At 55.9% G+C, this 23910-nt stretch carries 23 protein-coding genes; 13 read left to right on the top strand and 10 right to left on the bottom strand.

What is annotated here, in order from left to right; genetic code table 11:
- Nucleotides 1-70: 70 nt before the first annotated feature.
- The 3 genes from ABQ278_RS20430 (at nucleotide 71) to ABQ278_RS20440 (ending at nucleotide 3166) form a co-directional block, all read left to right on the top strand.
- Entirely contained in the window at nucleotides 71-1132 is a 1062-nt protein-coding gene (locus ABQ278_RS20430) for an acyltransferase family protein (protein ID WP_349322862.1), read from the top strand.
- A 265-nt stretch (nucleotides 1133-1397) separates the two neighbouring features.
- Nucleotides 1398-2087, top strand: coding sequence for a sugar transferase (locus ABQ278_RS20435; RefSeq protein WP_349322863.1), 690 nt, complete (start codon nucleotides 1398-1400; stop codon nucleotides 2085-2087).
- A 71-nt stretch (nucleotides 2088-2158) separates the two neighbouring features.
- Entirely contained in the window at nucleotides 2159-3166 is a 1008-nt protein-coding gene (locus ABQ278_RS20440) for an endonuclease/exonuclease/phosphatase family protein (RefSeq protein ID WP_349322864.1), read from the top strand.
- A gap of 34 nt (nucleotides 3167-3200) precedes the next feature.
- On the opposite strand, the gene ABQ278_RS20445 is transcribed toward ABQ278_RS20440, so the two are convergent.
- The 8 genes from ABQ278_RS20445 to ABQ278_RS20480 all read right to left on the bottom strand — a co-directional run bounded on the left by ABQ278_RS20445 (nucleotide 3201) and on the right by ABQ278_RS20480 (nucleotide 11425).
- On the bottom strand, nucleotides 3201-4166 hold the full coding sequence (locus tag ABQ278_RS20445) for a glycosyltransferase family 2 protein (RefSeq protein ID WP_349322865.1): 966 nt from the start codon (nucleotides 4164-4166) through the stop codon (nucleotides 3201-3203).
- Nucleotides 4167-4376, bottom strand: coding sequence for a hypothetical protein (locus tag ABQ278_RS20450; RefSeq protein ID WP_349322866.1), 210 nt, complete (start codon nucleotides 4374-4376; stop codon nucleotides 4167-4169).
- Nucleotides 4377-4731: 355 nt separating this feature from the next.
- Nucleotides 4732-5337 carry a DapH/DapD/GlmU-related protein gene (locus ABQ278_RS20455; RefSeq protein ID WP_349322867.1) on the bottom strand — a complete coding sequence of 202 codons (606 nt, stop codon included), beginning with the start codon at nucleotides 5335-5337 and terminating at the stop codon, nucleotides 4732-4734.
- Nucleotides 5334-6488 carry a glycosyltransferase family 4 protein gene (locus tag ABQ278_RS20460; protein WP_349322868.1) on the bottom strand — a complete coding sequence of 385 codons (1155 nt, stop codon included), beginning with the start codon at nucleotides 6486-6488 and terminating at the stop codon, nucleotides 5334-5336. Before ABQ278_RS20460 ends, ABQ278_RS20455 begins: the two co-directional genes overlap by 4 nt.
- A gap of 67 nt (nucleotides 6489-6555) precedes the next feature.
- Nucleotides 6556-7875 (bottom strand): hypothetical protein, encoded by a 1320-nt coding sequence (locus ABQ278_RS20465; RefSeq protein ID WP_349322869.1) that lies wholly within the window; start codon nucleotides 7873-7875, stop codon nucleotides 6556-6558.
- Nucleotides 7876-8122: 247 nt separating this feature from the next.
- Complete coding sequence (locus tag ABQ278_RS20470) at nucleotides 8123-8800, bottom strand: surface lipoprotein assembly modifier (RefSeq protein WP_349322870.1); 678 nt, start codon at nucleotides 8798-8800, stop codon at nucleotides 8123-8125.
- A gap of 8 nt (nucleotides 8801-8808) precedes the next feature.
- The gene (locus ABQ278_RS20475; RefSeq protein WP_349322871.1) at nucleotides 8809-9222 is read right to left on the bottom strand and encodes a hypothetical protein; all 414 of its coding nucleotides are present in this window, start codon (nucleotides 9220-9222) and stop codon (nucleotides 8809-8811) included.
- 232 nt (nucleotides 9223-9454) lie between these two features.
- Nucleotides 9455-11425 carry a hypothetical protein gene (locus tag ABQ278_RS20480; RefSeq protein WP_349322872.1) on the bottom strand — a complete coding sequence of 657 codons (1971 nt, stop codon included), beginning with the start codon at nucleotides 11423-11425 and terminating at the stop codon, nucleotides 9455-9457.
- A gap of 666 nt (nucleotides 11426-12091) precedes the next feature.
- Between ABQ278_RS20480 and trbB the strand changes: the two genes are divergently transcribed.
- The 10 genes from trbB (at nucleotide 12092) to ABQ278_RS20530 (ending at nucleotide 21490) form a co-directional block, all read left to right on the top strand.
- Entirely contained in the window at nucleotides 12092-13072 is a 981-nt protein-coding gene (gene trbB, locus ABQ278_RS20485) for a P-type conjugative transfer ATPase TrbB (RefSeq protein WP_349322873.1), read from the top strand.
- An 11-nt stretch (nucleotides 13073-13083) separates the two neighbouring features.
- On the top strand, nucleotides 13084-13413 hold the full coding sequence (locus tag ABQ278_RS20490) for a TrbC/VirB2 family protein (protein WP_349322874.1): 330 nt from the start codon (nucleotides 13084-13086) through the stop codon (nucleotides 13411-13413).
- Nucleotides 13413-13697 carry a VirB3 family type IV secretion system protein gene (locus ABQ278_RS20495; RefSeq protein ID WP_349322875.1) on the top strand — a complete coding sequence of 95 codons (285 nt, stop codon included), beginning with the start codon at nucleotides 13413-13415 and terminating at the stop codon, nucleotides 13695-13697. The genes ABQ278_RS20490 and ABQ278_RS20495 overlap by 1 nt, the downstream gene beginning before the upstream one ends.
- Nucleotides 13698-13703: 6 nt before the next feature.
- Nucleotides 13704-16130 carry a conjugal transfer protein TrbE gene (gene trbE / locus ABQ278_RS20500; protein ID WP_349322876.1) on the top strand — a complete coding sequence of 809 codons (2427 nt, stop codon included), beginning with the start codon at nucleotides 13704-13706 and terminating at the stop codon, nucleotides 16128-16130.
- Complete coding sequence (gene trbJ / locus ABQ278_RS20505; RefSeq protein ID WP_349322877.1) at nucleotides 16127-16876, top strand: P-type conjugative transfer protein TrbJ; 750 nt, start codon at nucleotides 16127-16129, stop codon at nucleotides 16874-16876. Before trbE ends, trbJ begins: the two co-directional genes overlap by 4 nt.
- Nucleotides 16877-17139: 263 nt before the next feature.
- Nucleotides 17140-18498 (top strand): P-type conjugative transfer protein TrbL, encoded by a 1359-nt coding sequence (trbL, locus tag ABQ278_RS20510; RefSeq protein ID WP_349322878.1) that lies wholly within the window; start codon nucleotides 17140-17142, stop codon nucleotides 18496-18498.
- A complete protein-coding gene (gene trbF, locus ABQ278_RS20515; RefSeq protein WP_349322879.1) occupies nucleotides 18498-19181 on the top strand; it encodes a conjugal transfer protein TrbF in 684 nt (227 codons plus the stop codon). The genes trbL and trbF overlap by 1 nt, the downstream gene beginning before the upstream one ends.
- On the top strand, nucleotides 19178-20053 hold the full coding sequence (trbG, locus tag ABQ278_RS20520; RefSeq protein WP_349322880.1) for a P-type conjugative transfer protein TrbG: 876 nt from the start codon (nucleotides 19178-19180) through the stop codon (nucleotides 20051-20053). The genes trbF and trbG overlap by 4 nt, the downstream gene beginning before the upstream one ends.
- Nucleotides 20050-21267 carry a TrbI/VirB10 family protein gene (locus ABQ278_RS20525; RefSeq protein ID WP_349322881.1) on the top strand — a complete coding sequence of 406 codons (1218 nt, stop codon included), beginning with the start codon at nucleotides 20050-20052 and terminating at the stop codon, nucleotides 21265-21267. The genes trbG and ABQ278_RS20525 overlap by 4 nt, the downstream gene beginning before the upstream one ends.
- A 4-nt stretch (nucleotides 21268-21271) precedes the next feature.
- A complete protein-coding gene (locus ABQ278_RS20530) occupies nucleotides 21272-21490 on the top strand; it encodes a DUF2274 domain-containing protein (protein WP_349322882.1) in 219 nt (72 codons plus the stop codon).
- A 259-nt stretch (nucleotides 21491-21749) separates the two neighbouring features.
- Here the strand turns inward: ABQ278_RS20530 and ABQ278_RS20535 are convergent, their stop codons facing one another.
- Together ABQ278_RS20535 and ABQ278_RS20540 are read right to left on the bottom strand one after the other, a co-directional pair.
- The gene (locus tag ABQ278_RS20535; RefSeq protein WP_349322883.1) at nucleotides 21750-22187 is read right to left on the bottom strand and encodes an EAL domain-containing protein; all 438 of its coding nucleotides are present in this window, start codon (nucleotides 22185-22187) and stop codon (nucleotides 21750-21752) included.
- Nucleotides 22120-23886: a diguanylate cyclase domain-containing protein gene (locus ABQ278_RS20540; protein WP_349322884.1), complete on the bottom strand. Its 1767-nt coding sequence runs from the start codon at nucleotides 23884-23886 to the stop codon at nucleotides 22120-22122. The genes ABQ278_RS20535 and ABQ278_RS20540 overlap by 68 nt, the downstream gene beginning before the upstream one ends.
- Nucleotides 23887-23910: the final 24 nt, after the last annotated feature.

Raw genomic sequence — 23910 nt, forward strand, 5'->3', positions numbered from 1 at the left:
TTGGCCCAAAGTTTGCACGTCTAAGGGCGCAGGGATCGCTCATGCGGTTCGTCACGATACAGGAATAGGTATGTCTGAACAAAAACCGCAACGCGTCACCTGGGTGGACCTCGCACGAGGCGTGGGCATCCTGCTGGTCGTCATCGGCCATGCCGCCGGCGGCATCATCGATTCCCCGCTAGGGGCGCAGGCCTCGGGCATCCGGTACGTGTTCCTGACCATCTACACCTTCCACATGCCTCTCTTCTTTATCCTGTCAGGTCTGTTTATCGCCGAGCGCCTGAAAGCCGATCCGAAGAAGTTCGTCACCAACACCTTCACCAAGATCGCGCGCGCCTATTTCACCTGGGCGATTATCCAGTTCACCGTAATCTATATGATGGGCAGCCTGCTCAACCATCCGGCCACCGGCGGCTATCTGCAAAACCTGGTGGCTATCATCTGGGCGCCCGTTTCACAGTTCTGGTTCCTATACGCCCTGTTCTTCATGCAGATCGCCGCCTGGATGATCGTGCCGCGCACCGGCGCCACCGGGTTCTTTGCGCTGGCGACCGTCGTCTACCTCGCCTTTGAAACCTTTGGCGTGCCTGAAGCCATGAACTACCCGCCCGTAGGCCAGTTCTGCACCTTCATCATCAGTTTCGGGATAGGCGTCGCCGTCGGGCCCCATCTCAGCCGGATCAAGGTCCTGCACAACACCTCGCCCGTCCTGCCCGCTCTGGCCTTCATCGCATGGCTTGGCCTCTACTATCTCGGCTATGTCCTCGCCAGCCAGAAGCTGGGCGCGGACTGGGTACTGCGTTCCCAAGGCGCCGAGATCGCCTACAGCGTAAACAAGATCATGTTCTATCCCGCCGGACTGGCCGGCACGGCCATGGTCATCCTGGCCTGTTGCGCCAACATCATCCCCCTTCGTCCGGTGTTTGAGTATCTGGGCAAGCACTCGATGCCGATTTTCCTCACCCATATTCTCTTCATTGCCGGCACGCGTATCGTGCTGCTCAAGATCTTCGGCACCCTTGACGCCACCCTTTTGCTGGTTATTATCTCCATCGTCGGCACGGTGGGGTCGCTGGTCTTCTTTGAGATCATGAAGCGACTCAAATTAACCAAAGCCCTGGCGTTAATTTAGCCAATCGGTCGGCGAAGCGAGAATATCACAGCCCTGCGTTGTCGCCCGTTTGCATCACACAAATGTTATTGTGCGGTGCGGCATCGCTTGTCCGGGGAAAGATTGTTTTAAAATCGGCCTTTGCGGTGTTGCTGCCGCCTATTGTGTCACAATTAGGCGTTAAAATATTTGCATTGCGGCACGTATCGTTTAGATTAACTTTTGACCAAAAGCGCCGAGCCGGAATGGTGACATTATGAATACCAAGTCCTCGATTGGCCTGTCCATGCGTGATGAGCCAAGATTTGCACAGCCGAGAAGGCCAGAGCGCGCGGCGTCCACGCGCCAGGGCGGCGCGGTAAGTCTTAACCGCTTTCTTGTGCGCGCGTGTGACCTGATCCTGTGCACCCTGCTCATCCTGTTCCTGTTGCCGGTGTTTCTCACCGTTGCGCTGCTGATCTACCTTCAGGACCGCGGCCCCGTCTTTTTCGTGCAAAACCGCGTCGGCCGGCATGGCAGAGACTTCAAGTGCATGAAATTCCGCAGCATGAGCTGCAACGCCGACGTCGTCTTCCAGCGCTACCTCGATGCCCACCCCCATGAAGCCGCCAACTGGCATGAGTATCGTAAGCTCGACCGCGATCCGCGTATTACCCCCATCGGTCGCTTTATCCGCAAGACAAGCATCGACGAGTTTCCGCAACTCATTAACGTCCTGAAGGGCGAGATGAGCCTCGTAGGCCCTCGACCCATCATGCGGGATGAGGTTGAAAAGTATGGCCCGTCCTATAAAGTCTATAAGTCGATGTTACCTGGCATCACGGGGCTCTGGCAGGTCATGGGCCGTAACAACCTGACCTATAGAAAGCGCGTGGTCCTTGACCGCGTCTTTGCCGGCAAAATATCTATCACCTACTACCTAACGATCCTGGTCATGACGGTGCCCGCTGTTCTTTTGCAGCGCGGCTCAAAATAGGCTAAACGGTGTAGCGCCTTGCGCGTCCCCACTGAACACTACGCAACACCACCCAGAGCGCCACAAACATCATGAGTTCATCGAAACGGACGCGCAAGGGACGAGGAACCTCACGCAAAAGGTTTAAGGTCGCCGATATTTACAAGCGATACTTCAGTACCGGTGCTACGGTTTATGGTCTGGCGATTGCCGTCATCTTCATTCTGCCGTCGTATGTCGTGTTCGAGCGAAACCTCAACAACCTGACCTTTTTTTACCCCTACCTTTACCCGGCGATTGTCGCTCTGAACCTCGGCCTGGCCGCCACGCTGAAAAAGTTCCGTGTCATGGCCGCCATCTTGACCCTGGCCTTGGCGATTGCGTTCTTCCAGGTGCCGTTACGCGATTACATAGACAACCAGGCAGCGCCCTCGTCTCCTGTGACAAGGTCTTTACAGGTCGTTACGTACAATTGGCTTCAAACGAACAAAAATTACGAAGGCTTTCAGCAATGGCTGATAGCGCAACAGCCTGACATTGTCGTCATAGAGGAAGTTCCAGCTGTATTCTGGAAAAACTATCCCGCTCTCTCTACGCTATACCCCTATACCAACGACAGCAAAGACAGCAATGACCTGGCGATACTTAGCCGTTACCCGATCGAAAATATTGAGTGGGTACCGATTGCCGATCGCAAAATCCTCTCGACCAAAATCAACATACATGGAAAGTCGATAACCGTTGTCGCCGTACATCCCCAAACCATCTTAGATGACCACATTTGGGAAAGACGGAACACCTACCTCGCGGCCGTGGCGCCTGTTGTGGGTACCGATGCCACCGATACGATCGTTCTGGGTGATTTCAACACCAGCCCATGGAATCCCGTGTACAAAAGCTTGCTTGAAGATGCAAACTTACATGCTGAGCCACGATTGCTTCCCCCCCTAACAAGGATATTATTCAAAAAGGACGGCATCGAATTTGGCGCCCCTATTGACCACATTATAGTCAGCGAAAACATGACAATAAGTGCGTGTCGGACTGGTGATGCTTTTGGCTCTGACCACCTTCCGCTTATTTGCACTGTAGGGAACTAGTCAGAACGCCGAAATATAACTCCAGATTAAGCAGTCAATTTAGCTTTAAACCTGTTATCTCTTTGAGACGCTGCACCTTAGCGGGCTTTTCTGGAATATTTTCTATCGCTCTATTAAGTTCGAGAACTTTCGCATCGACAAGGAAACGATACCAAAGACCTTGAAGTCCGTGATAGATTGCCCCCTCTTTGCCGTCCAAAATGCCTAGCTGGAAAATGTAACGGTAGAGAAAATATAGGATAGGTCCTAAGCCAAGAGGTAATTTATTATATAGTCTTTCCTTAAGCACACGCTTACGCTTAGCTTGTTCGGGTCCTTGAAACTGAAACGCTTCTGCCGTGTTGATTAACTGATATCGCTGCTTCAGAACCTCAACTGCCTCCAATGTGGCATATTTATTATGCTTGTTAGTGAAGAACGATAGGTCACCCAAATTTACATCGCTAAAACCACCATCGAAGGTCACTGCACGGCCGGAGTTCAGAATAATATGCTCATCCATCCAACGGTCTTCGACATGTGCAAGACCGGTACGCCAAATACGCAAGAGTGTCACAGGATAGCGACCGCCATGTTTTATCCAGCGGCCCATAAAAATGTGCTTGCGGTTTAGGTTTACACCCGTGACATCATCCGGTAGCTCGCTTAAAGCGCTGGTGAGCAATTGCGCCAAATCGTTCTCGATGATCTCGTCAGCGTCGAGGCGCATTATCCACTCGCCGGACACCGGTGCATTATCCAAGCCCCACTGAAATTGGGTTGCGTGATTCTTCCATGGATTATGAAGGATCCTTGCGCCTTTGGCTGCCGCTATGTCGATCGTCCCGTCGCTTGAGCCTGAATCAATGATGAAGACTTCCTTCGCGAACGGTTTAATGGAGTCGATCGCGCGCCCAATATGATGAGCTTCGTTATGGGTTAGGATGATGACTGAGACTATCCCAGGCGTTAGCCCATTTGGCTTTTCGACCACGGGGTTTTCCAAGTTTTGAAGTGCCATTTAAAACTCACTCCTGCCGCGAATAGCTACTGCCGGATTTCCGGAATAAATTGTCCAAGGATTGACGCTTCGCATAGCCACAGCCCGTGCGCCCAATACCGCACCATCCCCGACTTTTACACCAGGCCCAACAAAAGCTTCGGCGGCAATCCACACCTTCTCACCAATTTCAATGGGCTTAGCGAGCAACTGGAAGGCTGCGTTGTTCACGTCATGCGTTCCGCAACATAAATATGAACCTTGGGAGATGATAGCGCGCGCGCCAATCTTAATCATAGCCATATTGTAGACGGTTACGTTAGGCCCCACACAAGCCAAGTCACATATCTCCAGATTCGATGGCAACCAAATTCTGGCAGAGCTGTATATTATAGCTGTATTAGCAACCCGCGCCCCAAAGATACGCAAAATAGCGCGCCGCCATGCCTTAAATGCCGGCGGCGTCCATGATGCCAATACCGTCCACGCTATATTCCAAACTACTCTCTTCACACGATTTTTTAACGGAAAACTTGGCCCACCCAAAAATGGCGATCCGTCTGAAGCGTCTAATATTTCAGTCCCATCATTCCGCATAAAGGACCTCGTCATGCTGAATGATTTCGTCAGCCGTGAACCTCATTTTCAAAAGCCTCGCTGGGTTGCCTGCCACGACTGCATAGGGTGGTACATCTTTTGTAACAATACTTCCCGCACCGACAACGGCACCTCGTCCAATTCGAACACCTTGCCGTATAATAACCTGCTTACCTATCCAGCAGTCGCTTTCGAAGATTGTGACCGGAGCAGTCCTGTTAAACTCTAGGCGCGTCGCGCCCCCCAGAACATAGATTTTATGATCATTCCCGACGACTTTTACGTGCGTTGAAACCATGCACATATCACCAACCACCAAAGGGCCTGCACATTCGAAACCACCACCAAGGTATACGTAGCGCCCAACAACTGTCGAAGCACCCTTAATGAAGACATTAGGTCCACATTGAAATCCTTCACCAACGCCCCGGATACCCAATTTTATTTTCACTACCATGACCAAAATAAAACGTAGCGTACGTTTCAGGTTCGATTCAATTTCGTCACGACATCTAGCTAAAGTCCTTGTATTTATTTTAGGGCCGAATTCCGAAACTATCTTGGGGTCTATTGCGCTGAAGAGTTGCTCGCTCATCGACTAATTCCTAATACGTCATCGAGCGCCGTCTCAATAAATTGGCGTTGAGCCTCTGGTGTGTAACGTGCTCGAATTATCTCGCGGCAAGCAACACGGACGGACTCGCGTTGACTACCTGCCGCAAGGCCTCTCAAAATTGCGGAAGATAAACTCTCAACATTATCTTTTTCGAAGAAAAACCCCGTAACCCCCTCCGTTAGCGCTTCAACCTCCGGCATTTGCGCGTCTAAATCACTATGGGTGACTACGGGGGTACCGTAAGAAAGGCTATGCATTGCTGTCAGGCCCACCTTGCCGGGTGACACAGTTAGGTCGGAGGCATAAATTAAACGCGCTAAGAGCGCTTCATCATAAATCGAACCTAAAAAACGAACATCAACGTCTTCGGTCTTTGACAGCTTCTCAATATTGGATCTTTCAGGTCCATCCCCGACTAATAAAATCGTCAGGGAATAGCCTCGTCGGTTCAGAGACGAAACAGCGCTTAACAGAAGATCGAAACGACAAAGCGTTGTGATGCGAGCGGTGCAAATAAGTAATTTTTTTTCGCGGGAAATATCAAGTTCATTTCGAACACTGTGAGACGTTTCATCATCCAGTCTTTCATACAATGCTGTAGCTACCGTCCAGTCTAAAGAATTATAAATTGGAACAACGTGTCTATCATTAAATCCCGAAGCCATTGCTAGCGTCTTAGCTCGATCAGAATATACCAAGACGCAATTGGATAAACTATAGTATAAATTGCGCACCGCAGCCTTTAAGAGCGTTTCCTTCCTTAACCAACCATGCGTCCAAAACAGCACTTTTATATTTCTTAGTCGCCCCCATAGTGCGATTTTCCAAGTTGCAAGAATATTTGGATTTCCCAGTATAATCAGAGCCTTCAGATCACGATCAGCGAATACCCCATTGTATCCCTCGATCTTGATACGATCTTTAACGAACGTAGTGTGAAGCCTATTGATATAGACACTTTCATCTCCCGTAAAAGGCATAATGCCTTCTAATGGTTTCACGTCACCCCAAAAGCTAAAAGAGAACTTTTCACTCTTTGCTAAAGCTCTGAGCACTGGTGCCCTGTAATGAGGGAAAAAGTGATAGAGAACTGCAACCTTGGTGCTAGTAGAAAATTTTGTTACCGACATGTGTCCACCTGAATAGTCTAATGAAAGTGGTCGCCGCAAATGCGAAAAAACATATGATTAGCTGGCTCTACCGCCGTGCAGACAAATTGAGAGATAAAGTCCGTCCGTCTTTGTGAAGGCTTTTAGGATCACTCCTCATCATCAATCCAAGCAGGAGACCGGTACCTATCGCCATTCCGATTTGCGCGAAAGAATTTCCGCCAAAGGTCGCAAAATAAACTAATGCTGCAGCTAAACAGATCACCCTTCTGCTAACTTCAACCAGGCTTTCATTGAGAGAACTCTTTACAAACCTGAAAATAAGATAAAACAGTAATAAGCAAGTGATTATTATCCCAAAATGTGCAGCCAAGTACACGTATCCCCCATCAAGAGAGCTCCCGAAAATCTCGTCTCTGGGGTTCATCCAAAATGACCGCCAATGCGTTGATAGAACTGATTGTCCAAAACCTCCAGGCATCAAAAAATAGTAAATATTTTTCATAATATATTGTGGATATTGAGCTCTAATAGGATCGTCACTGTGGCCTGTGCGAATATTATCTACCAAAATCTGCAATTTGTAGATTGTTTGATTGTATCGCGTGGGATCGCTCGCAAGATATTCGTACCCAACAGAATATAATGCCGGAAAGAACAAAAATAGCGTCGCTATGACCAAGCCATATTGGATCAAAGTTTTGTAGTTTACCCCGCGTCGGGATCTATTAGCTAAAGTAAACAAAGCAAAAATTAAATAATACAGTATCATAATCACCATTACTGCCAGGTTTGTTCGAAACAAGGACATTACGCAGATCGATGAACCTGCTAAAATGACGGCAAACGAATACAAGGGGTTTCTATATTTTGTAGTTAAATAAATAGCTGCAACAAACATCAATACAGGGAAGGCCTTTTTTACAACCCCGTACTCTTCCGATTTAAAAAAGAGATAGTATATTAAATTTCCGACGATCGACGAAACGGAAAATACAATCAAAAAATCTATTAGCCTTGGATTTTCTTTACCACATTTCTGGGCGACGCAATAAAATATGCCTAACAATAGCGTTGCACGAAAATCAGAATATGCGGCAAAAAAATTGCCATGCATGAGTACTCCCTCAAAGAGTAGGAGAGCACATATTACGCCCCAAATGTATACTTTGGACGATCTAAAAAATGCAAACAACTCGTCGGCATAAAATTTTTGAACCGCGACGGCGAATGCGCAGGCGACAATCAACAATACTTCCGGATAATAATTCCCTCCAAATTTTAATAAAACACTCCAGCCAAAAGGCGTTGTCAGCAACAATGAAAGACATACGGCCGACAGTGATGGCAAAATTGGGGGCATTTTAAGAACCCAGGAATTTTTTCGTCGCCGTGCGTTAAAGGACATCAACTGGCACCTAAATTTACAGTTACGTTCAAGACAAGTTCACTGGCGGTTGCCGGCGCTTTTCGCATCCATTGCAAGGGCGAAAAATGTGAAATCAGCAAGACACTAAGCAACTGGATTACCTGATTATTTCGTCATCCACGCCTGAAAACGGACAAAACCAACACCTGCGCTATGCTAAGGTTGCACAGCGAAACAGTTGCGGTGAAGGGCTGGCATAGAGCGGCGCAACGGCGCATGAGATAGGTCAGAACTCGCGCGTAATGCCAAATTCGATGCGTTCGCGATGATAGGCATAGAGGCTGATGTTCGAACGATTGCGGCTGGCCTGCACTGCCACATAAGGGTGCGTGCCGAAGATCAGCAGATCACGCTTCGAAAGGCGAACGTCGAGCGTGGTCTCCGTGTCTTCGCGTCGTACGCCGAACGAGGCCGCTGCCTCATCGTAGCGACGCCCGACCAGCCCCATTTCAACATAGACAAAGCTAGCAAACGGCGCGGGATAAAGCCTTCCGGCTGTGATCTGCGCCGACAATGCTTCCGAGGCCGCGGCCGCGTCGCGCCTGACCCCAGCCAGTGACAGATTCCACAAGCTGGAAGTCCCGAGATACCGCGTGCGCGACCATTCAGCGCTATAGCTTTCGCCATCGCGTGCCGGATTGAGCCGAGAATCAATTCGTTCCGCGCTCAAACCCAAACTGCGCCGGCGATTGCGACCGTAGCTTTCGGTTTCAAAACGCAGGCCCGTACGCGTTTCAAACAGCTCGGCGCCGTACCAGCTTTGCGACGCCAGCGCCTGAAGCGATACAGTCGATTGCGGACCGGTGCGCCACTGTGGTCCGACGCGCCACTGAAGAGCTAGGAGATCGGTCTGGCTGCCCGGTGCATCAATGACATTGCCCGCTACTCGTGCCCGCAGGGACAAATTGGGCTTCAGGCGGATGTCGCGCTCAATGCCGCCGTAAGCCGTGAAGCCAATGCCGCTATGCCGCCGCGCGGCGTCATCAAGGCGAAACGGCAGTCCGAACAGATCGACCGTCGTCGATTCGTCGCAGAATTGAGGTTGCTGTCCGGCGAAATCGCGCCTCCGACCGAAAAGCGCCAGCGCTTTCGTGCTACAATCATATCAAGGCGTTTTAGCGCCATGTTGCGACGTAGATCATCCAGATTACCCGCCAAAGCGAGACGGTAGGCAAAGGCCGCAGCTTGATCCTGACGCAAACTGAAACGCACTTCACCCAACTGAAACCGCGCCAGCGCGTCATCCGGATGCGCCGACAGATAAAACTCTATGACGCTCAAGGCCTCTGACGCGCGGCCAAGCCTTAAGAGCAACTCGACACGCAAGCGCAGACCATCCGGCCGGTTATGGATGTCTGGCCACTTATCAGCAGCGCCAGTGCCTTCTCATAGTCACCATTTCGCGTAAACAACTGAATAGCCACGGCAAAGACCTGATCGGCATCAAGCGTACTGACAGATTGCACTTGAGGCACTGCCGTAGAAGATTGGGCGCAAACATGCCCAGCCCCCGCAAGCAAGCCTAAACTCAGTGCGAAACCAATAACGCGCCTTAAAATCAAGGCTTCTTCCCGAGCGCTGCGCCGCCCATCATGAATGGTCCATTTGTGGCCACCCCAAGACTGTAGGTAAAGCCGGCTTCTTCGGGGGATTGGCCCGGCGCGCCAAAGAACGCCCCCTGCACGGCGCCTGTCAGCCCCATCCCGCCCGCGCTGCCGGGCAAGGCGCTTATAGCTGTGCCCGAAAACTGCGATGTGCCCGACGCAATGGTGGCCGAATAGGTGAAATCAAGCTTTTCGCTACGCGCGACCAGCAAACCATTGCCGTTCATGAACTTAAAGTTCGACGCCAAACCCGACACAGCCCCGCTGGCAAAATTGGCATTCAGCGTCACATCGCTGGCCGTGCGGTACAGCACCCCTGTATCGCCGGTAACATAGATGCCACGCGTGGCGCCTACATACTGCGCGCTCCCGTTTGTCGGCATATCTGCAGGCCGAGTCTGACGGCCAAAGACAAAGAAGGCGTCTTCGGCGGCAATCGCGCTGACCGTGCGGTCATAGGCCGCCAGTTGCACGAAATCGAGCGTGTCGCTCAGGCTTGAGGACAAATCAAACACCAGAAGGCTGGCGTCAAAGCCGTTTTGCGTGCCGCGAGCCAGCTTAGCCTTACCGCCCAGGCCGTCTTCATCGGCGATAAAGCCGGTGAAGGTTTGCGTGTAGTTCACACCGTTCGCAACATAGGCTAAGGTGTACACATCATCCGACGTAAAGCTGGTGGCGCCGGGCGAAACCGTTACACTCACGCCACTTAAGGTATTGTCGACCTTGGTCGTCGCCACGGGATTGGCAACACCGGGATTGGCATTGGTCACAGTGATTAACGCCGAGGGCCCGTAATAGGTCGTGGGCGTGGTGACGCAAGCGGGATGCACGCAGCCAGTCTGCAACGGAGACAGAGGGGCCGGCGGAGTTGGTAGCTCAAGCACGCCGAGGCTCGCCACCCCTGTGCCGACCATGGCCATGATGGGGCCCGATGAAGTCAGGAAATAGCTGAACCCCACTTCGTCAGGGGTCTTGCCCGCTTCGCCATAGAAATGGCCACGTACCTGGCCGTTAAGGGCCGAGCCCGTCGCCGAACCGGTAGCGTTGCCACTAAAACTGCCGTCCGAAGTGGACAGAAAGGTACTGAAATCAAAATCGGGGACATCCGGTAAGGTCGTATAAGTACCGGGCGCGGTCAGACTAGTGCCGGCATAACCCTGGAAATGGCTGGCCGAGCCGTTGATCACGCCGCTGGCGAAATTTGCCACCAACGAGAAATCGCTCTTGGTCTGCCATACGGTCTGGTCGCGGCCATTCATCTCACCGATGGTGAAGCCCTGATAGGTACCGGTGCCCACCTGCATCCCCGAAGTAAAAGCCCCCGAAAGCAGACCATAGGTGCCATAGCTACGCGTAACGCCTTCCTCTAATATGGTTGGGATCGCATAATCTGGTGTGCCGGTATTCGCACTTTGCAGATTGATCAGATAAAGATCGAAAGGCGTACAACCGGTACCGCTACACCCATATTTATATGTGGTGAAGCCGTGCACAATCGTCGGCGTCGAGAAGGCCGCGCCGGTCGAGAAGGTTTGTTGATTTCCGGAAATTTCTTTCCATTGGTAAACTTCGTCACCCGCCGTGCCCGCCGATCCGGCATTCATCGTCATATTGGGAAAGCCTGAGGCGCCCCCATAGACAGTGCTGCTCGACAAGCGATTTTGGGAATCGCGTGTTATCGACGCCACAGCCCCTATCAGGTTTTGCACACCGCTTTTGCAGGCCAACGAATTGGGCTTGGTGGCGCAGTCATTATTGCCGATCCCCACCGTGGTCGGTGGCGGTGGCGGTGGCGGTGGCGGAGGTGGTGGTGGAGAGATCGGCGGGGACATGTTGACGCCGGGACCTCCCCCGCCCCCTCCACAACCGGCAAGGCCCGAGCCAATCGCCAGCAATGCTATAGCCAGATAATAGGTCTTGTTCATGCGTTAGTCCCCCCGATTACGCCTTGCCCGTCTCAACCGTTCATTCAAGACGCGCCTGTTGCACCTATAAGCATAGTTTGTGACGGAAATGATATATAAGTTAAGACTAAGTCCGGCAATTTCATAAAATCCGTGCGCCTGCTGTAACACTTGGCAGAACAAGCTCAAAAATGGTAAAAGCGATCAGTAGCGGATAATCCGAACTGACTGCACTAGACAACATCGAAATTGATCGCAATTTGCGCCTAGCAATATGCGTCCCCTGAAGTCGTAAACATCGTCATGACACTGAACGAACAGTTCCAGGTCGAACGGTTTCGCGACGAGTTCATTTCCGTTCGTTGAAAAACAGCTCTGGCGGGTTCCGAAGCGCGTCAGGCGCCGCATTGCAAAATGAGACGACCAGCGAAACTGTCTTCGTGCCACAGCAAGACCATCACGTTGTCGTCTAGAATCGTGTTGTATGATGTTCGGGTGGCTGGTCGGGCGACACCTGCCACCCGAACATCGCCGTGACGGTTGAGCGTGCCGATCGACGCGATAACCTTTCCGATTGCCGGTATTTCTTTCCCAAACTACGATGACGCAATTTCCATGTTGCGGTCGCCGGTTTTGTGCGCCTCTTAATGACCCCCGCGAGCGTCGCTCAGTTTTTTGGGGGTTATTATGCCGACACCGTCTGCCATTCCGATCGAGACGTTTGCGCGGGGCACGCGCATGCTACACACGGCATTGGGTCCGGCGATTGTAGACCTGCTGGCCGACCCAGACGTCGTCGAGATCATGCTCAATCCTGATGGCCGTTTGTGGATCGATCGTTTGGGCCTCGGGCTTTCCGATACAGGGGTTTCCGTCTCAATTTCCGACGGCGAGCGGATTATTCGCGTGGTAGCGCATCACATCGGCGCCGACGTTCACCCCGGTGCCCCACGTCTTTCGGCCGAACTGCCTGGAACGGGGGAGCGGTTCGAAGGCTTGTTGCCACCGATCGTCACCGGTCCCAGCTTCTCCATACGCAAACCCGCTGTGGCTGTCTTTAGCTTGGATGACTATGTCGCTGCCGGCACCATGACGGCCGACCAAGCCGCCTGTCTGGCTGACGCCATCCGCGCTCGGCTGAACATCCTGGTCTGCGGCGCAACCTCAACCGGCAAGACAACCCTCACAAACGCCCTTTTGGCAGAAATGGCCAAGACCCGCGACCGTATCGTCCTTATCGAGGATACGCGGGAACTCCAATGCACTGCCCCCAACCTGGTCTCCCTGCGTACCAAGGAGGGTGTAGCCACCCTCTCCGACCTGGTACGCGCCTCCCTTCGTCTGCGTCCCGATCGTATCCCCATCGGTGAAGTGCGCGGCCCTGAAGCGCTGGACCTTCTAAAGGCCTGGGGCACCGGTCATCCCGGAGGCGTGGGCACGCTGCACGCCGGCCATCCGCTGGGTGCTTTGTTGCGACTGGAACAGCTCATTCAGGAAGCTGTTGTCACCGTTCCCCGCGCCCTAATCAGCGAGACCATCCATCTAATCGCCGTCCTGTCCGGGCGCGGCATGCAACGCCGCCTGACCGAATTGGTTCGCGTCAATGGCCTCACGCCCTCGGGAGACTACCGCCTATCGCCTGCCCTGCCGTCTCAACGCCACGCCTGAAAGGATACCCTATGCGTGTTTCCCTGACTGTCATTCCACATAAAGCCCGATATCTGACAACCGCGATTGTGCTTAGCCTGATGACCAGCCCGGCGCTGGCAGCCGGATCCAACATGCCATGGGAAGCGCCGCTGCAGTCGATCCTGGAGTCGATCCAGGGCCCGGTGGCCAAGATCATCGCCGTGATCGTTATCATCGTCACTGGCCTGACCCTGGCATTTGGCGACTCGTCCGGTGGCTTCCGGCGCCTGATCCAGATCGTCTTTGGCTTGTCGATCGCCTTTGCCGCCTCATCCTTTTTCCTGACCTTTTTCTCCTTTGGCGGCGGAGCGCTGATCTAATGGCTTCCGATCCGCGAGTGACACCCGAAATAACGTTTTCCTTTTCGGCACCCGTGCATCGCTCCCTGACAGAACCGATCCTGTTGGGTGGGGCACCGCGCGCCCTGGCGATCGTCAACGGTACGCTTGCCGCCGCTCTTGGCTTGGGTCTGCGGCTATGGGCAGCGGGCATTGTGATCGGTCTGATCGGGCATTTGCTCGCCGTCTGGGCCGCCAAGCGTGACCCATTGTTCGTAGAGGTAGCAAGACGTCACCTCCGTTTCCCCCCCTATTTTGAGGTTTGAGTTCTCATGTTCAACCTTGCTGAATACCGCCGTACCGCCGCTCGTCTGCCCGACTACCTGCCCTGGGCGGCGCTCATTGGTGACGGCGTCGTCCTGAACAAGGATGGTTCATTTCAGAGAACGGCAAAGTTTCGTGGGCCGGACCTCGACAGTTCCGTTAGATCTGAGCAGACCGCCGTCAGTCATCGCCTGAACAACGCCTTTAAACGTCTCGGCGACGGCTGGAGCGTCTTCATCGAAGCGCAGCGCCTGGCATCTAACTCGTATCCTTCAAACCTCTTTCCCGATGCGGCGTCAGCCCTGATCGACGCAGAGCGACAAGCCGATTTTGAGGAACGATCGTCTCACTTCGAGTCCGCCTATTTCCTAACCCTCAGCTTCATGCCGGCGGAAGATATCGCGGCCAAGGGCGAAACCTGGCTGTTCGAAGGCGGCCAACCGGGCACTGTGAACGCAAAGGCGCTGGTCGATGCCTTCTTGGACACTACCGATCGGCTGCTAAAACTCCTCATCGGCATCATGCCTGAATGTCATTGGCTCAGCGACGCTGACACCCTGACCTACCTGCATTCCACGGTGTCCACCAAATCCCAACGGGTTCGTGTCCCGGAGACACCGATGTATCTCGACGCTCTGCTGGCGGATCAGCCCCTGGCCGGCGGCCTGGCGCCAATCTTGGGAGCATCGCACCTCCGCATCCTTACTCTCAACGGCTTCCCCACGGCGACCGTCCCCGGAATTTTGGACGACTTGAACCGTTTGGCCTTTCCCTATCGCTGGTGCACGCGCGCCCTGCTCATGGACAAGACCAAAGCCAACCAGGTCCTGACACGTATTCGCCGTCAATGGTTCGCCAAACGCAAGACCATTGGCGCCATCCTTAAGGAAGTCATGACCAACGAGACCTCGGTCCTGGTCGATAACGACGCTTCCAACAAGGCCGTCGACGCGGATATCGCCTTGCAGGAACTGGGGGCCGACTATGCCGGCCTCGCCTATGTCACCGCCACGGTAGTGGTCTGGGACAACGACGCCCGGGTCGCCGATGAGAAACTACGCCTCATCGACAAGATCATCCAGTCCCGCGACTTCACCTGTATCACCGAAACCCTGAACGCTGTCGACGCCTGGCTGGGCACGCTCCCAGGACATCTCTACGCCAATGCACGTCAAAGCCCCCTCTCCACGCTAAATTTGGCCCATATGATGCCCGCCTCAGCCATATGGGCCGGTCCGGAACGCGACGAGCACCTCCAGTCCGCCCCCTTGCTGTACGGCAAGGCCGACGGCTCCACCCCGTTCCGGCTCTGCCTGCACGTGGGCGACGTCGGCCACGCCATGGTCATCGGCCCGACCGGCGCTGGCAAGTCTGTCCTTTTGGCGCTCATGGCCCTGCAATTCCGGCGGTATAAGCAGTCACAGATCTTTGCCTTCGACTTCGGGGCTTCGTTGCGGGCCGCCTGTCTCGCCATGAACGGCGACTGGCATGCGCTTGGGTCTGGCGATCCCGGTGATATCTATCTGCAACCCTTGGCCAGGATAGATCAAGCCGACGAAAAGGCGTGGGCCGCAGATTGGCTGGGCGCTATTCTCCAGCGCGACGGCTTGGTTGTCACGCCGGATGTCAAGGCCCTCATTTGGTCAGCGCTCAGTTCTCTGGCGTCGGCCCCGGTTGAGGAACGGACACTCACGGGACTATCGGTCCTCCTGCAATCTCAGACGTTAAAACAAGCACTTGCTCCCTATTGTATGGGGGGCGGCACTGGCGCAGGCCTCGATGGCGAGCGCGAAAGCCTGCGCTTCAACGCGATACAGGTATTCGAGACGCAAGGACTCATCGGCACGCCGGCTGCGGCGCCAACCTTAAGCTACCTGTTTCACCGCATTTCGGATCGGCTCGACGGCCGTCCAACCCTGATCATCATCGATGAAGGCTGGCTGGCGCTCGACGATCCCGCGTTCGCCGCCCAGCTCAAGGCATGGCTCAAGACGCTCCGCAAGGCCAATGCCAGCGTCGTCTTTGCCACGCAAAGTCTCGCCGACGTCGAGGATAGTGCCATCGCGCCCGCCCTGATCGAGAGTTGCCCGACCCGCCTATTTCTCCCCAATCCCGCCGCAGCGGAGCCCCAGATAGACGCCATCTACCGACGGTTCGGCCTGAATGATCGGCAAGTCCAATTGATCAGCCGGGCCATTCCGAAGCGCGACTATTACCTCCAGTCGCCCTTGGGCAATCGCCAGTTCGAACTGGGTCTGGGTGATATCGCCCTGGCGCTGTGCGCCACCTCATCGAAATCTCTACAAAAAGCAATCGATCAGGTGTCGGCCGACTATCCGGGCGAAGCCTTCCTGGCAGCCTGGCTCGAACATTCAGGCCTCCATTGGGCCGCTGACCTCATACCGACCCTCACCAATCTGGAGACACAGCCATGACGCACGCTTTGAACCGCCGGTCCCTTTTGTCCGTGATGAGTGGGTTGGGTGCGACGGCTGCCTTGGGCCGCCCCGCAACGGCGCAAGTGCTTGTCTACGACCCCACCAACTATGCTCAGAACATCCTACAGGCGACGCGTGCCCTCCAGACCGTCAATAATCAGATCATGTCGCTTCAGAACGAAGCGCAAAGCCTGATCAACCAGGCCCGCAACCTGACAGCATTGCCCATATCGGTTCTGGCCGACCTGCAGCAAACCATCAATAACACCCGCCAACTGATTGGCCAGGCGCAGCACATCGCCTATGACGTTAGCCGTATCGATCACGCATTCCAGTCGCTGTACGGCAGCGTCTCGCTCACGGCGTCCGATACGGCCATGGTGACCGATGCCCGTACCCGTTGGCAGAATACCGTCGGTGCCCTGCAGGACGCGCTGCGCACCCAGGCCACCGTCGTCGGCAATATCGGCGCCACTCAGGACCAGATGACCGCCCTGGTCAATGCCAGCCAGTCCGCCACCGGAGCCTTGGGTGTTGCCCAAGCGGGCAACCAACTCCTGGCCCTTCAGTCCCACCAATTGATGGATTTGATAGCGCTCTTGGCCGCCCATGGCCGTGCGGCAGCCCTGAAAGACGCCGAATCCTCTGCGGCGGTCGAACAGGCGCGCGAGCAGCGCAGGCGCTTCCTGACCGCCAAGTCTGGCTACCAGCCCGGCAACGCTCAAATGTTCTACGGGGACTGATCCATGGACCACGCCCGGGCCCCACGGCTGACGATCATGGCGCTGTCCGCGCGTCCGGTGACCTGCGGGTTCGGCAGGGCCGGACCGAAGACCGACACGTGTCCTCCCGAAACCCATCCGCTGGCATCTGCAGGCGTTGATGCGTCGAGCGCTGGGCTGCAACTCTGTCAGGTGCGGCGGGAACCCGAAGAAGCCTGCCGGCGTCTCTGGGCAGACAACCATCGCCGCTTCCTTAACCCTTCCTCCTATAGCGGATAACCGTCATGCCCACCAACACCGGCGTCATCGACCGCTTCCTAGAAGTCTTCACCCGTTATATCGACAGCGGGTTTGGGCTGGTGCACGGCGACGTCGCTTTCATCGCCTCAACACTGATCGTCATCGATGTCACCCTGGCAGCGCTATATTGGACGTTTGACGGCGCCGGCGAAAACGAGATTATCGCCCGCCTAGTAAAGAAAACCCTGTTTGTCGGCGCGTTTGCCTATCTGATCGGCAACTGGAACAGTCTCGCAGCCATCGTCTTCAACAGTTTCGCCGGTTTGGGACTTGAAGCTTCGGGTAGCGGCTTCAGTATGTCCGACCTGATGCGTCCGGGCAAACTGGCACAAACCGGGCTGGATGCTGGCGCCCCACTGCTTCAGGCAACCTCCGACCTGATGAGCAATCCGGCCGTCTTCAACAACCTCCTCCAGATCGTCTGCCTCCTTCTCGCCTGGATCATGGTCGTGCTCGCCTTCTTCATCCTCGCCATCCAGATGTTCGTAACCCTTATCGAGTTCAAGTTAACGACTCTTGCGGGATTTGTCCTCATCCCCTTCGGTCTGTTCGGCAAGAGCGCCTTCATGGCGGAGCGAGTCTTGGGCAATGTCGTTTCGTCAGGCATCAAGGTCCTGGTCCTGGCTGTTATTGTCGGCATCGGTTCGACCCTCTTCGCCAGCTTCGTTGAGACCAGCTCAAGCACTGCGCCGACGATCGAAGAGGCGATGTCGACCGTATTGGCCGCGCTGACCCTGCTGGGTCTCGGTATTTTCGGACCCGGCATGGCCAACGGCCTGGTATCCGGCGGCCCGCAGCTGGGAGCTGGCGCCGCTATCGGCGCAGGCCTGGCAGCAGGCGGGACACTTCTGGCGGGCGGCGCGATCCTGGGCATGGCAGGACGCGGCGCCACGGCGCTCGCAGCCGGCGGCGGGGCCGTAGCCAACGGCACAGCGGCTTTGGTCGGCGGCGCTTCTTCCGCCTATTCGGTTGGTGCCATGGGCAAGTCAGGCGCCTCCGCTGTCGCCGGCGGCGTGGGTAATGTCGCCAAGGCGGCGGCCGCATCAGCGGCATCGCCCCTGAAACGAGCGGCAGAGGCGGCCCGTTCCAGCCTTAGGTCGAGCTTTCAGTCGGGCGCGCGGCAGGCATTTGCCGCGACCGGTGGCGGATCGACCCAAGGCCCCCGCGTCAACGGCCTGTCACCGGCAAACGGGGTTACGCCATCAAATGACCCGCCTGACTGGGCCAAACGCATGAAGCAATCCCAGACTCTCCATCATGGCGCCAATACGGTGACCCAGGCGGTGCGGTCCGGTGACTCCCACGGCGGCGGGCATGCCGTCAGTCTCAAGGAGGGTGAGTAATGTTCAAACGCGCCTCTAACCACTACGGCCATGCCAGCGAGCCGGATACACCAGGCCAACGCGCGGCCAGGGTCTGGGATGATCGCATCGGATCTGCCCGCGTCCAGGCGAGAAACTGGCGGCTGATGGCCTTCGGCAGCCTGGTCTTGAGCGCAGGCCTGGCGACCGCCCTGACCTGGCAATCGACCCGCGGCACGATTGTGCCCTGGGTCGTGCAGGTAGACGCGGTCGGTCAGACCCAGACGGTCGCCCCGGCCAAGGTCGATTACAAGCCAACCGATCCGCAAATCGCCTATCAGCTCAGCACCTTCATCAGCGATGTGCGGTCGATCTCGGCGGACCCCGTCATCGTCCGCCAGAACTGGCTGCACGCCTATAACTTTATGTCGGACAAGGGCGCGCAGGCTTTGAACGGCTACGCCCAGACCAACGACCCTTTCGCCCGCGTGGGTACAGAACAGGTGGCCGTCGATGTCACCAGCGTGATCCGGGCGTCTTCGAATTCCTTCCGCGTCACCTGGACCGAGCGCACCTATGCCAACGGTCAATTGGTGTCAACGGCCCGTTGGTCGGCCATTCTCACCACGATCATCGATCCGCCTCGGGATCCTGAGCGCCTGCGCAAGAACCCGTTGGGCGTTTATATAACCGCTCTGGACTGGGCCAAGGAGGTGTCGTTATGAAAACCCTCATCACACTGTCATCCTGCCTTCTGGTCGCCGCACCGCCGGTTTGCGAGGCCAAGCCGCGCCCCTATGTGGGACATAAGACTACCGCTGTTTCAAGCCCCGCCCCGCCGGCGTCCGAGGTCCGGGTGGCGATGGAGGCCGCCCGCGTCCGGCCAGCCGCCGAGGCCTTTGCCAACGCCAATCAGGTTTACGCCTACGCCGACAATGCCCTGTTCCAGGTCTATACCAGCGTCGGCAAGGTTACGGACATCGTTCTGCAACCGGGTGAGCGCCTCGTTGGCGCAGGCCCGGTCGCGGCCGGCGACACCGCGCGCTGGATCATCGGCGATACCGAAAGCGGGACAGGCGACCGTAAGCAGGTGCATATCCTCATTAAACCCACGCTTTCGACCCTGTCGACCAATCTGGTCGTCAATACCGATCGGCGCACCTACCATATCGAGCTGACCGCCTTACGAGACACCTATATGGCATGCGTCTCCTGGCGATACCCACAAGACGAGCTACTGGCGGTGCAGCGCCGAGCCGAGCGCATCGCCGTACAAGCCCCCCTCGTCGCGGGTATTGATCCCGAAGCACTCGAGTTCGGCTACCGGATCGATGGCGCCCGCGTCCCCTGGCGTCCCGTTCGCGCCTTTGACGACGGCCACAAAGTCTTTATTGAATTGCCGGCCGACATTGGTAAGACCGACCTGCCCCCTTTGTTCCTGGTGGGTGGCGACGGCAAGGCGGAGCTGGTCAACTATAGAATAGCGGGAAAATTCCTCATCGTGGATCGACTTTTTTCGGTCGCGGAGCTCAAACTCGGTGACCGCACGACGCAGAAAACGGTGCAAATCAAGCGTGTGGGGATAGCGAAGTCATGACCGATGAGACAGCCGTTCCAGAGATTCACACGCCCGACCTACGCTTGCGCACCGAACCTAAGACGGTTCTTCGCCTGTCAAGAAAGGTGTTAATCGGTGGCAGTCTCGTATTCGCCATGACCGGTGGCGGCATTTTGATGTTCGCCATGCAGCCACAGCCGGCAACGCCCAAACCGGTAGAGGTGCAGCCTGGCGCCCAACGCCCGCAGGTGAGCGAAAAGCTATCTGGCTTACCATCGGACTATACCGCCTACCCGGTGCTTGGACCGCCCCTGCCAGGCGACTTAGGGCGCCCCATCCTCTCGGCACAGGCGGCTGAGTTTGGCGGCTCCGTACCGCTTGACGCAGGCTTAAACCCGACAGCAACCTATCAAAACAACGCGTCAGCATCTCCAGCCGTTTCGGCGGTGGAACAGGCGAGGCAAACGGCGATAACCAGCCAGGTGTTTTTCGGAGGGCCGTCGCGCGGCGCAATGGCGCTGGCCGATGGCGCGTCGGCCGTGCCCGTTTCGATGACTGAGATCTTGGACGGACTCGGCGTGCCGGGACTTACGGCCGCGTCCGAGCCACCTATGCCGACGAAGGACACCGACCTCAACCACGCTTCGGACCTTACGACCGTTAGCCATGAGCGCTTGCAGCGACCTGCATCCCCCTACCTGCTTCAAGCTGGCAGCGTCATTCCGGCCGCACTTATTACGGGCCTTCATTCTGACATCCCCGGCCAGGCCCTGGCACAGGTTACGCAAAACATCTTCGATACCCGAACCGGGACCTATTTGCTGATACCACAGGGCGCGCGCCTGATCGGGAAATACGACAGCGCAGTCGCCTTTGGACAAGACCGGTTGCTGCTTGTCTGGGAGCGTATAATCCTGCCCAATGGCGCTTCACTGGTATTGGACAAGGCGGGTACCGCGGATCCGCAGGGCCTGAACGGACTACAGGACCGCACCAACCTTCATTGGGGAGGCGTCATGCAGGCTTCAGCGGCCTCCACCGTGCTCAGCATCGGTGCAGCTAGCGGTAGCGCATCACGCGACAGTGACCTGGTGCGAGCCCTCCGCTCGGGCGCGGCCGATAGCGTCTCACGCGTCGGTCAGGCGCTGGTCGAGCGACAACTGAATGTGTCGCCCTCGATCACGCTGCGTAACGGTCTCCCTCTGAGGGTCGTCCTCGCTCGCGACCTCGTTCTCGAACCCTATAAGGAATAGGCCCATGACAAAGTTGAAGTTAGGCCCACTGGCCGACGACAAACCGATAAAGATCTCCCTAGACCTCCCGGCCGATGTGCACAGGGACCTCGTCGCGTATGGAGACGCTTTGGCGAAGCAGACAGGGCAGCCCGTCGGAGACGCCACGCGCCTCATCGCCCCCATGCTGAGCCGTTTCATGGCTTCGGACCGCGGCTTCCGCGGCACGAAAGGGCAGGTTTAATCTCGCGCACCACCAAAGCCGCCTCCACAGTGTTGTCTTTGCCTCAGCCGTTCCGCCGATGATGATGATGAAGCTGCCCAACCGTCCGGAGGGCCCGCCTGAGCACGAGTGGCCCGCCAAGATGACCTTGGACATCACAATCGATTCCGAGGCCTTCTATAGCAACGTCGTCAATAGGTTCTTGTCCCGGAACGCCTACGACTCAATTCAACGGACGATTTTGTGATCGCGGCCCTCCAGCCGTTCGTCGTCTGACATGTCAACCGACATCGGGAAGGCGCCCCCTATGCCCCACCCGTTTGACAGAACGGCGATCGGCTTTAACACCCGGAAGTTGTTCCGCACCGGTCGGCCGACCAAGCCAGTATCCTTGCGCCTGTTCGCAGCCTTCTGCCGCCAAACACGTATATTGCGCTTCTGTTTCAACACCTTCGGCAGTCACTGTCGCGCCGAAACTCTTGCCAAGTCCGATAATGGCACGGACAATGGCAAGATTCTCCGGCGACGTGGTCAGGTCGGCTATGAAGGAACGATCGATCTTAAGTTTGTCGAATGGGAAGCATCTGAGGTAGGCCAGACTCGAATAGCCTGTTCCGAAGTCATCCAAGGCCACACGAATACCCAGGGTTTTAAGCTGATGCAGAATGCGGATGTTCTCCTCGCTGTGCGTCAGAAAAATCGAATTCCGTAATTTCAAGCTCGAGGCGGTTGGGCGCCAGGCCGGCAAGATCAAGCGCACGAATAACCTCCGCGACCAGGCCGAATCCTTTGAATTGCAGCGGAGAAAAATTCACGGCAATGCGGGCGTTACTTGACCAACTCGCCGCCTCGGTGCACGCCCTGTTCAAGACCCATCTCCCAATGGGTTCGATAAGTCCCGACGATTCTGCAATGGGTATAAACTCGGCAGGTGAGATGAGCCCTCGTGTCGGATGTCGCCACCGCAAGAGCGCCTCAAAGCCCTCCAGCTTTCCTGTGGCAGTGCTCACAATGGGCTGGTATTCAAGAAACAGCTCGCTGTTTGCCAACGCGGTGCTCAGTTCCTCCCGCAGGGTCCGTTCATGATCAGCCCGTTCCTCCATGTCAAATTCGAACCATACGAAGTCGCCCTTACGCGCATTTTTGGCCGCGTAGAGAGCCAGGTCTGCCCGCTTCATAAGTGCATCGGACGTCGTCCCGTGTTTCGACTTCAGGGCAATCCCGGCACTACAACCCACCGATACTAAGTGCCCGTCGATAGTGAAAGGTTCACTGATGGCCTCGATCAAGCGCACGGCTAACGCCTCTGCGCTTTGTTCACTGACCTGTCCAATGTGGAGGATACCGAATTCGTCACCCCCTAAGCGCGCGGCGACGTCGTCTTGTCCGAGTTGAGAGCGCATGCGGTCAGCAACATGGCGCAGGAGCTGGTCACCTGCATGATGTCCCAACCGGTCATTGACAGCCTTGAATTGGTCGAGATCAAGCAGCAAGAGTGCGCAGTCTCCACCTCTCGCTCGCTTGCGGTCCATCTCACGGTCGAGACTATTCTGGAAATTCAAACGGTTTGGCAGATCGGTCAGAACATCGTGCAAAGACAGATGGCGGCTGCGCTCTTCAACGCGCAGCTTTTCGGTCACGTCTTCAGAAATTCCCAGGAGGTATCGCGGCTTACCTTCGATGTCTGGCACGCCAACTTTTTGGGTCCTGAGCGACCGCACACCGGTCGGCGTCGTCAACGGCTCATTGTCTATGCTCACAAGCTTACCGGAAGCGACGACCGCCTGGTCGGCTTGCCGGAACCGTTCAGCGTCTTCCGCATCAAACAGATCAAAGTCCGTTTTGCCGATCAGGTCATGACGGCCGACACCCAGTAACGCCTCACCGGCCTTGTTCAATAGAACGAAGCGTCCGTCACAGGCATCCTTCACGAATACCATCGACGGAATACTCTCTACGACCGCATCAAGGAAAATTTGCGTACTCTTGAGCTCAATGGACGCCTGTTCCCGCTCGGTGACGTCAATATTCCAGACGACGACGCAGGCCTTGTTTTGAAACCGGACCGGGCGCGCATAGCGTAGAACACGAATGCGAGTGCCGTCGGCTTTTACTTTCAGGCTGCGGTGATCCGGATTCAACACACCTTCGGACCCAATGATTTCCTGATACGCAGCCGCGCGCTCTTCCTCAACGTAGAGGTCGAGAATATTCATCGCCAGCAACTGCGCGCGGCTAAAACCATATAAATCGCAGGTGGCGTCATTGACCGCTAGGAATTCAAGCGTGCTGGCGTCGAAAATCCACATGGCGATGGGATTCTGCTCAAACAAAATGTCAAACCCAGAATCCTGCCCAGCCGTAACTGTAACCGCCATGGGTTTGCGGGCAGTAGCATTGTCCTTGTCGTTACGCACGCCTACTCACCTGATGACTAACGG

The sequence above is a fragment of the Asticcacaulis sp. MM231 genome, from assembly GCF_964186625.1.
Classification (GTDB): Bacteria; Pseudomonadota; Alphaproteobacteria; order Caulobacterales; family Caulobacteraceae; genus Asticcacaulis.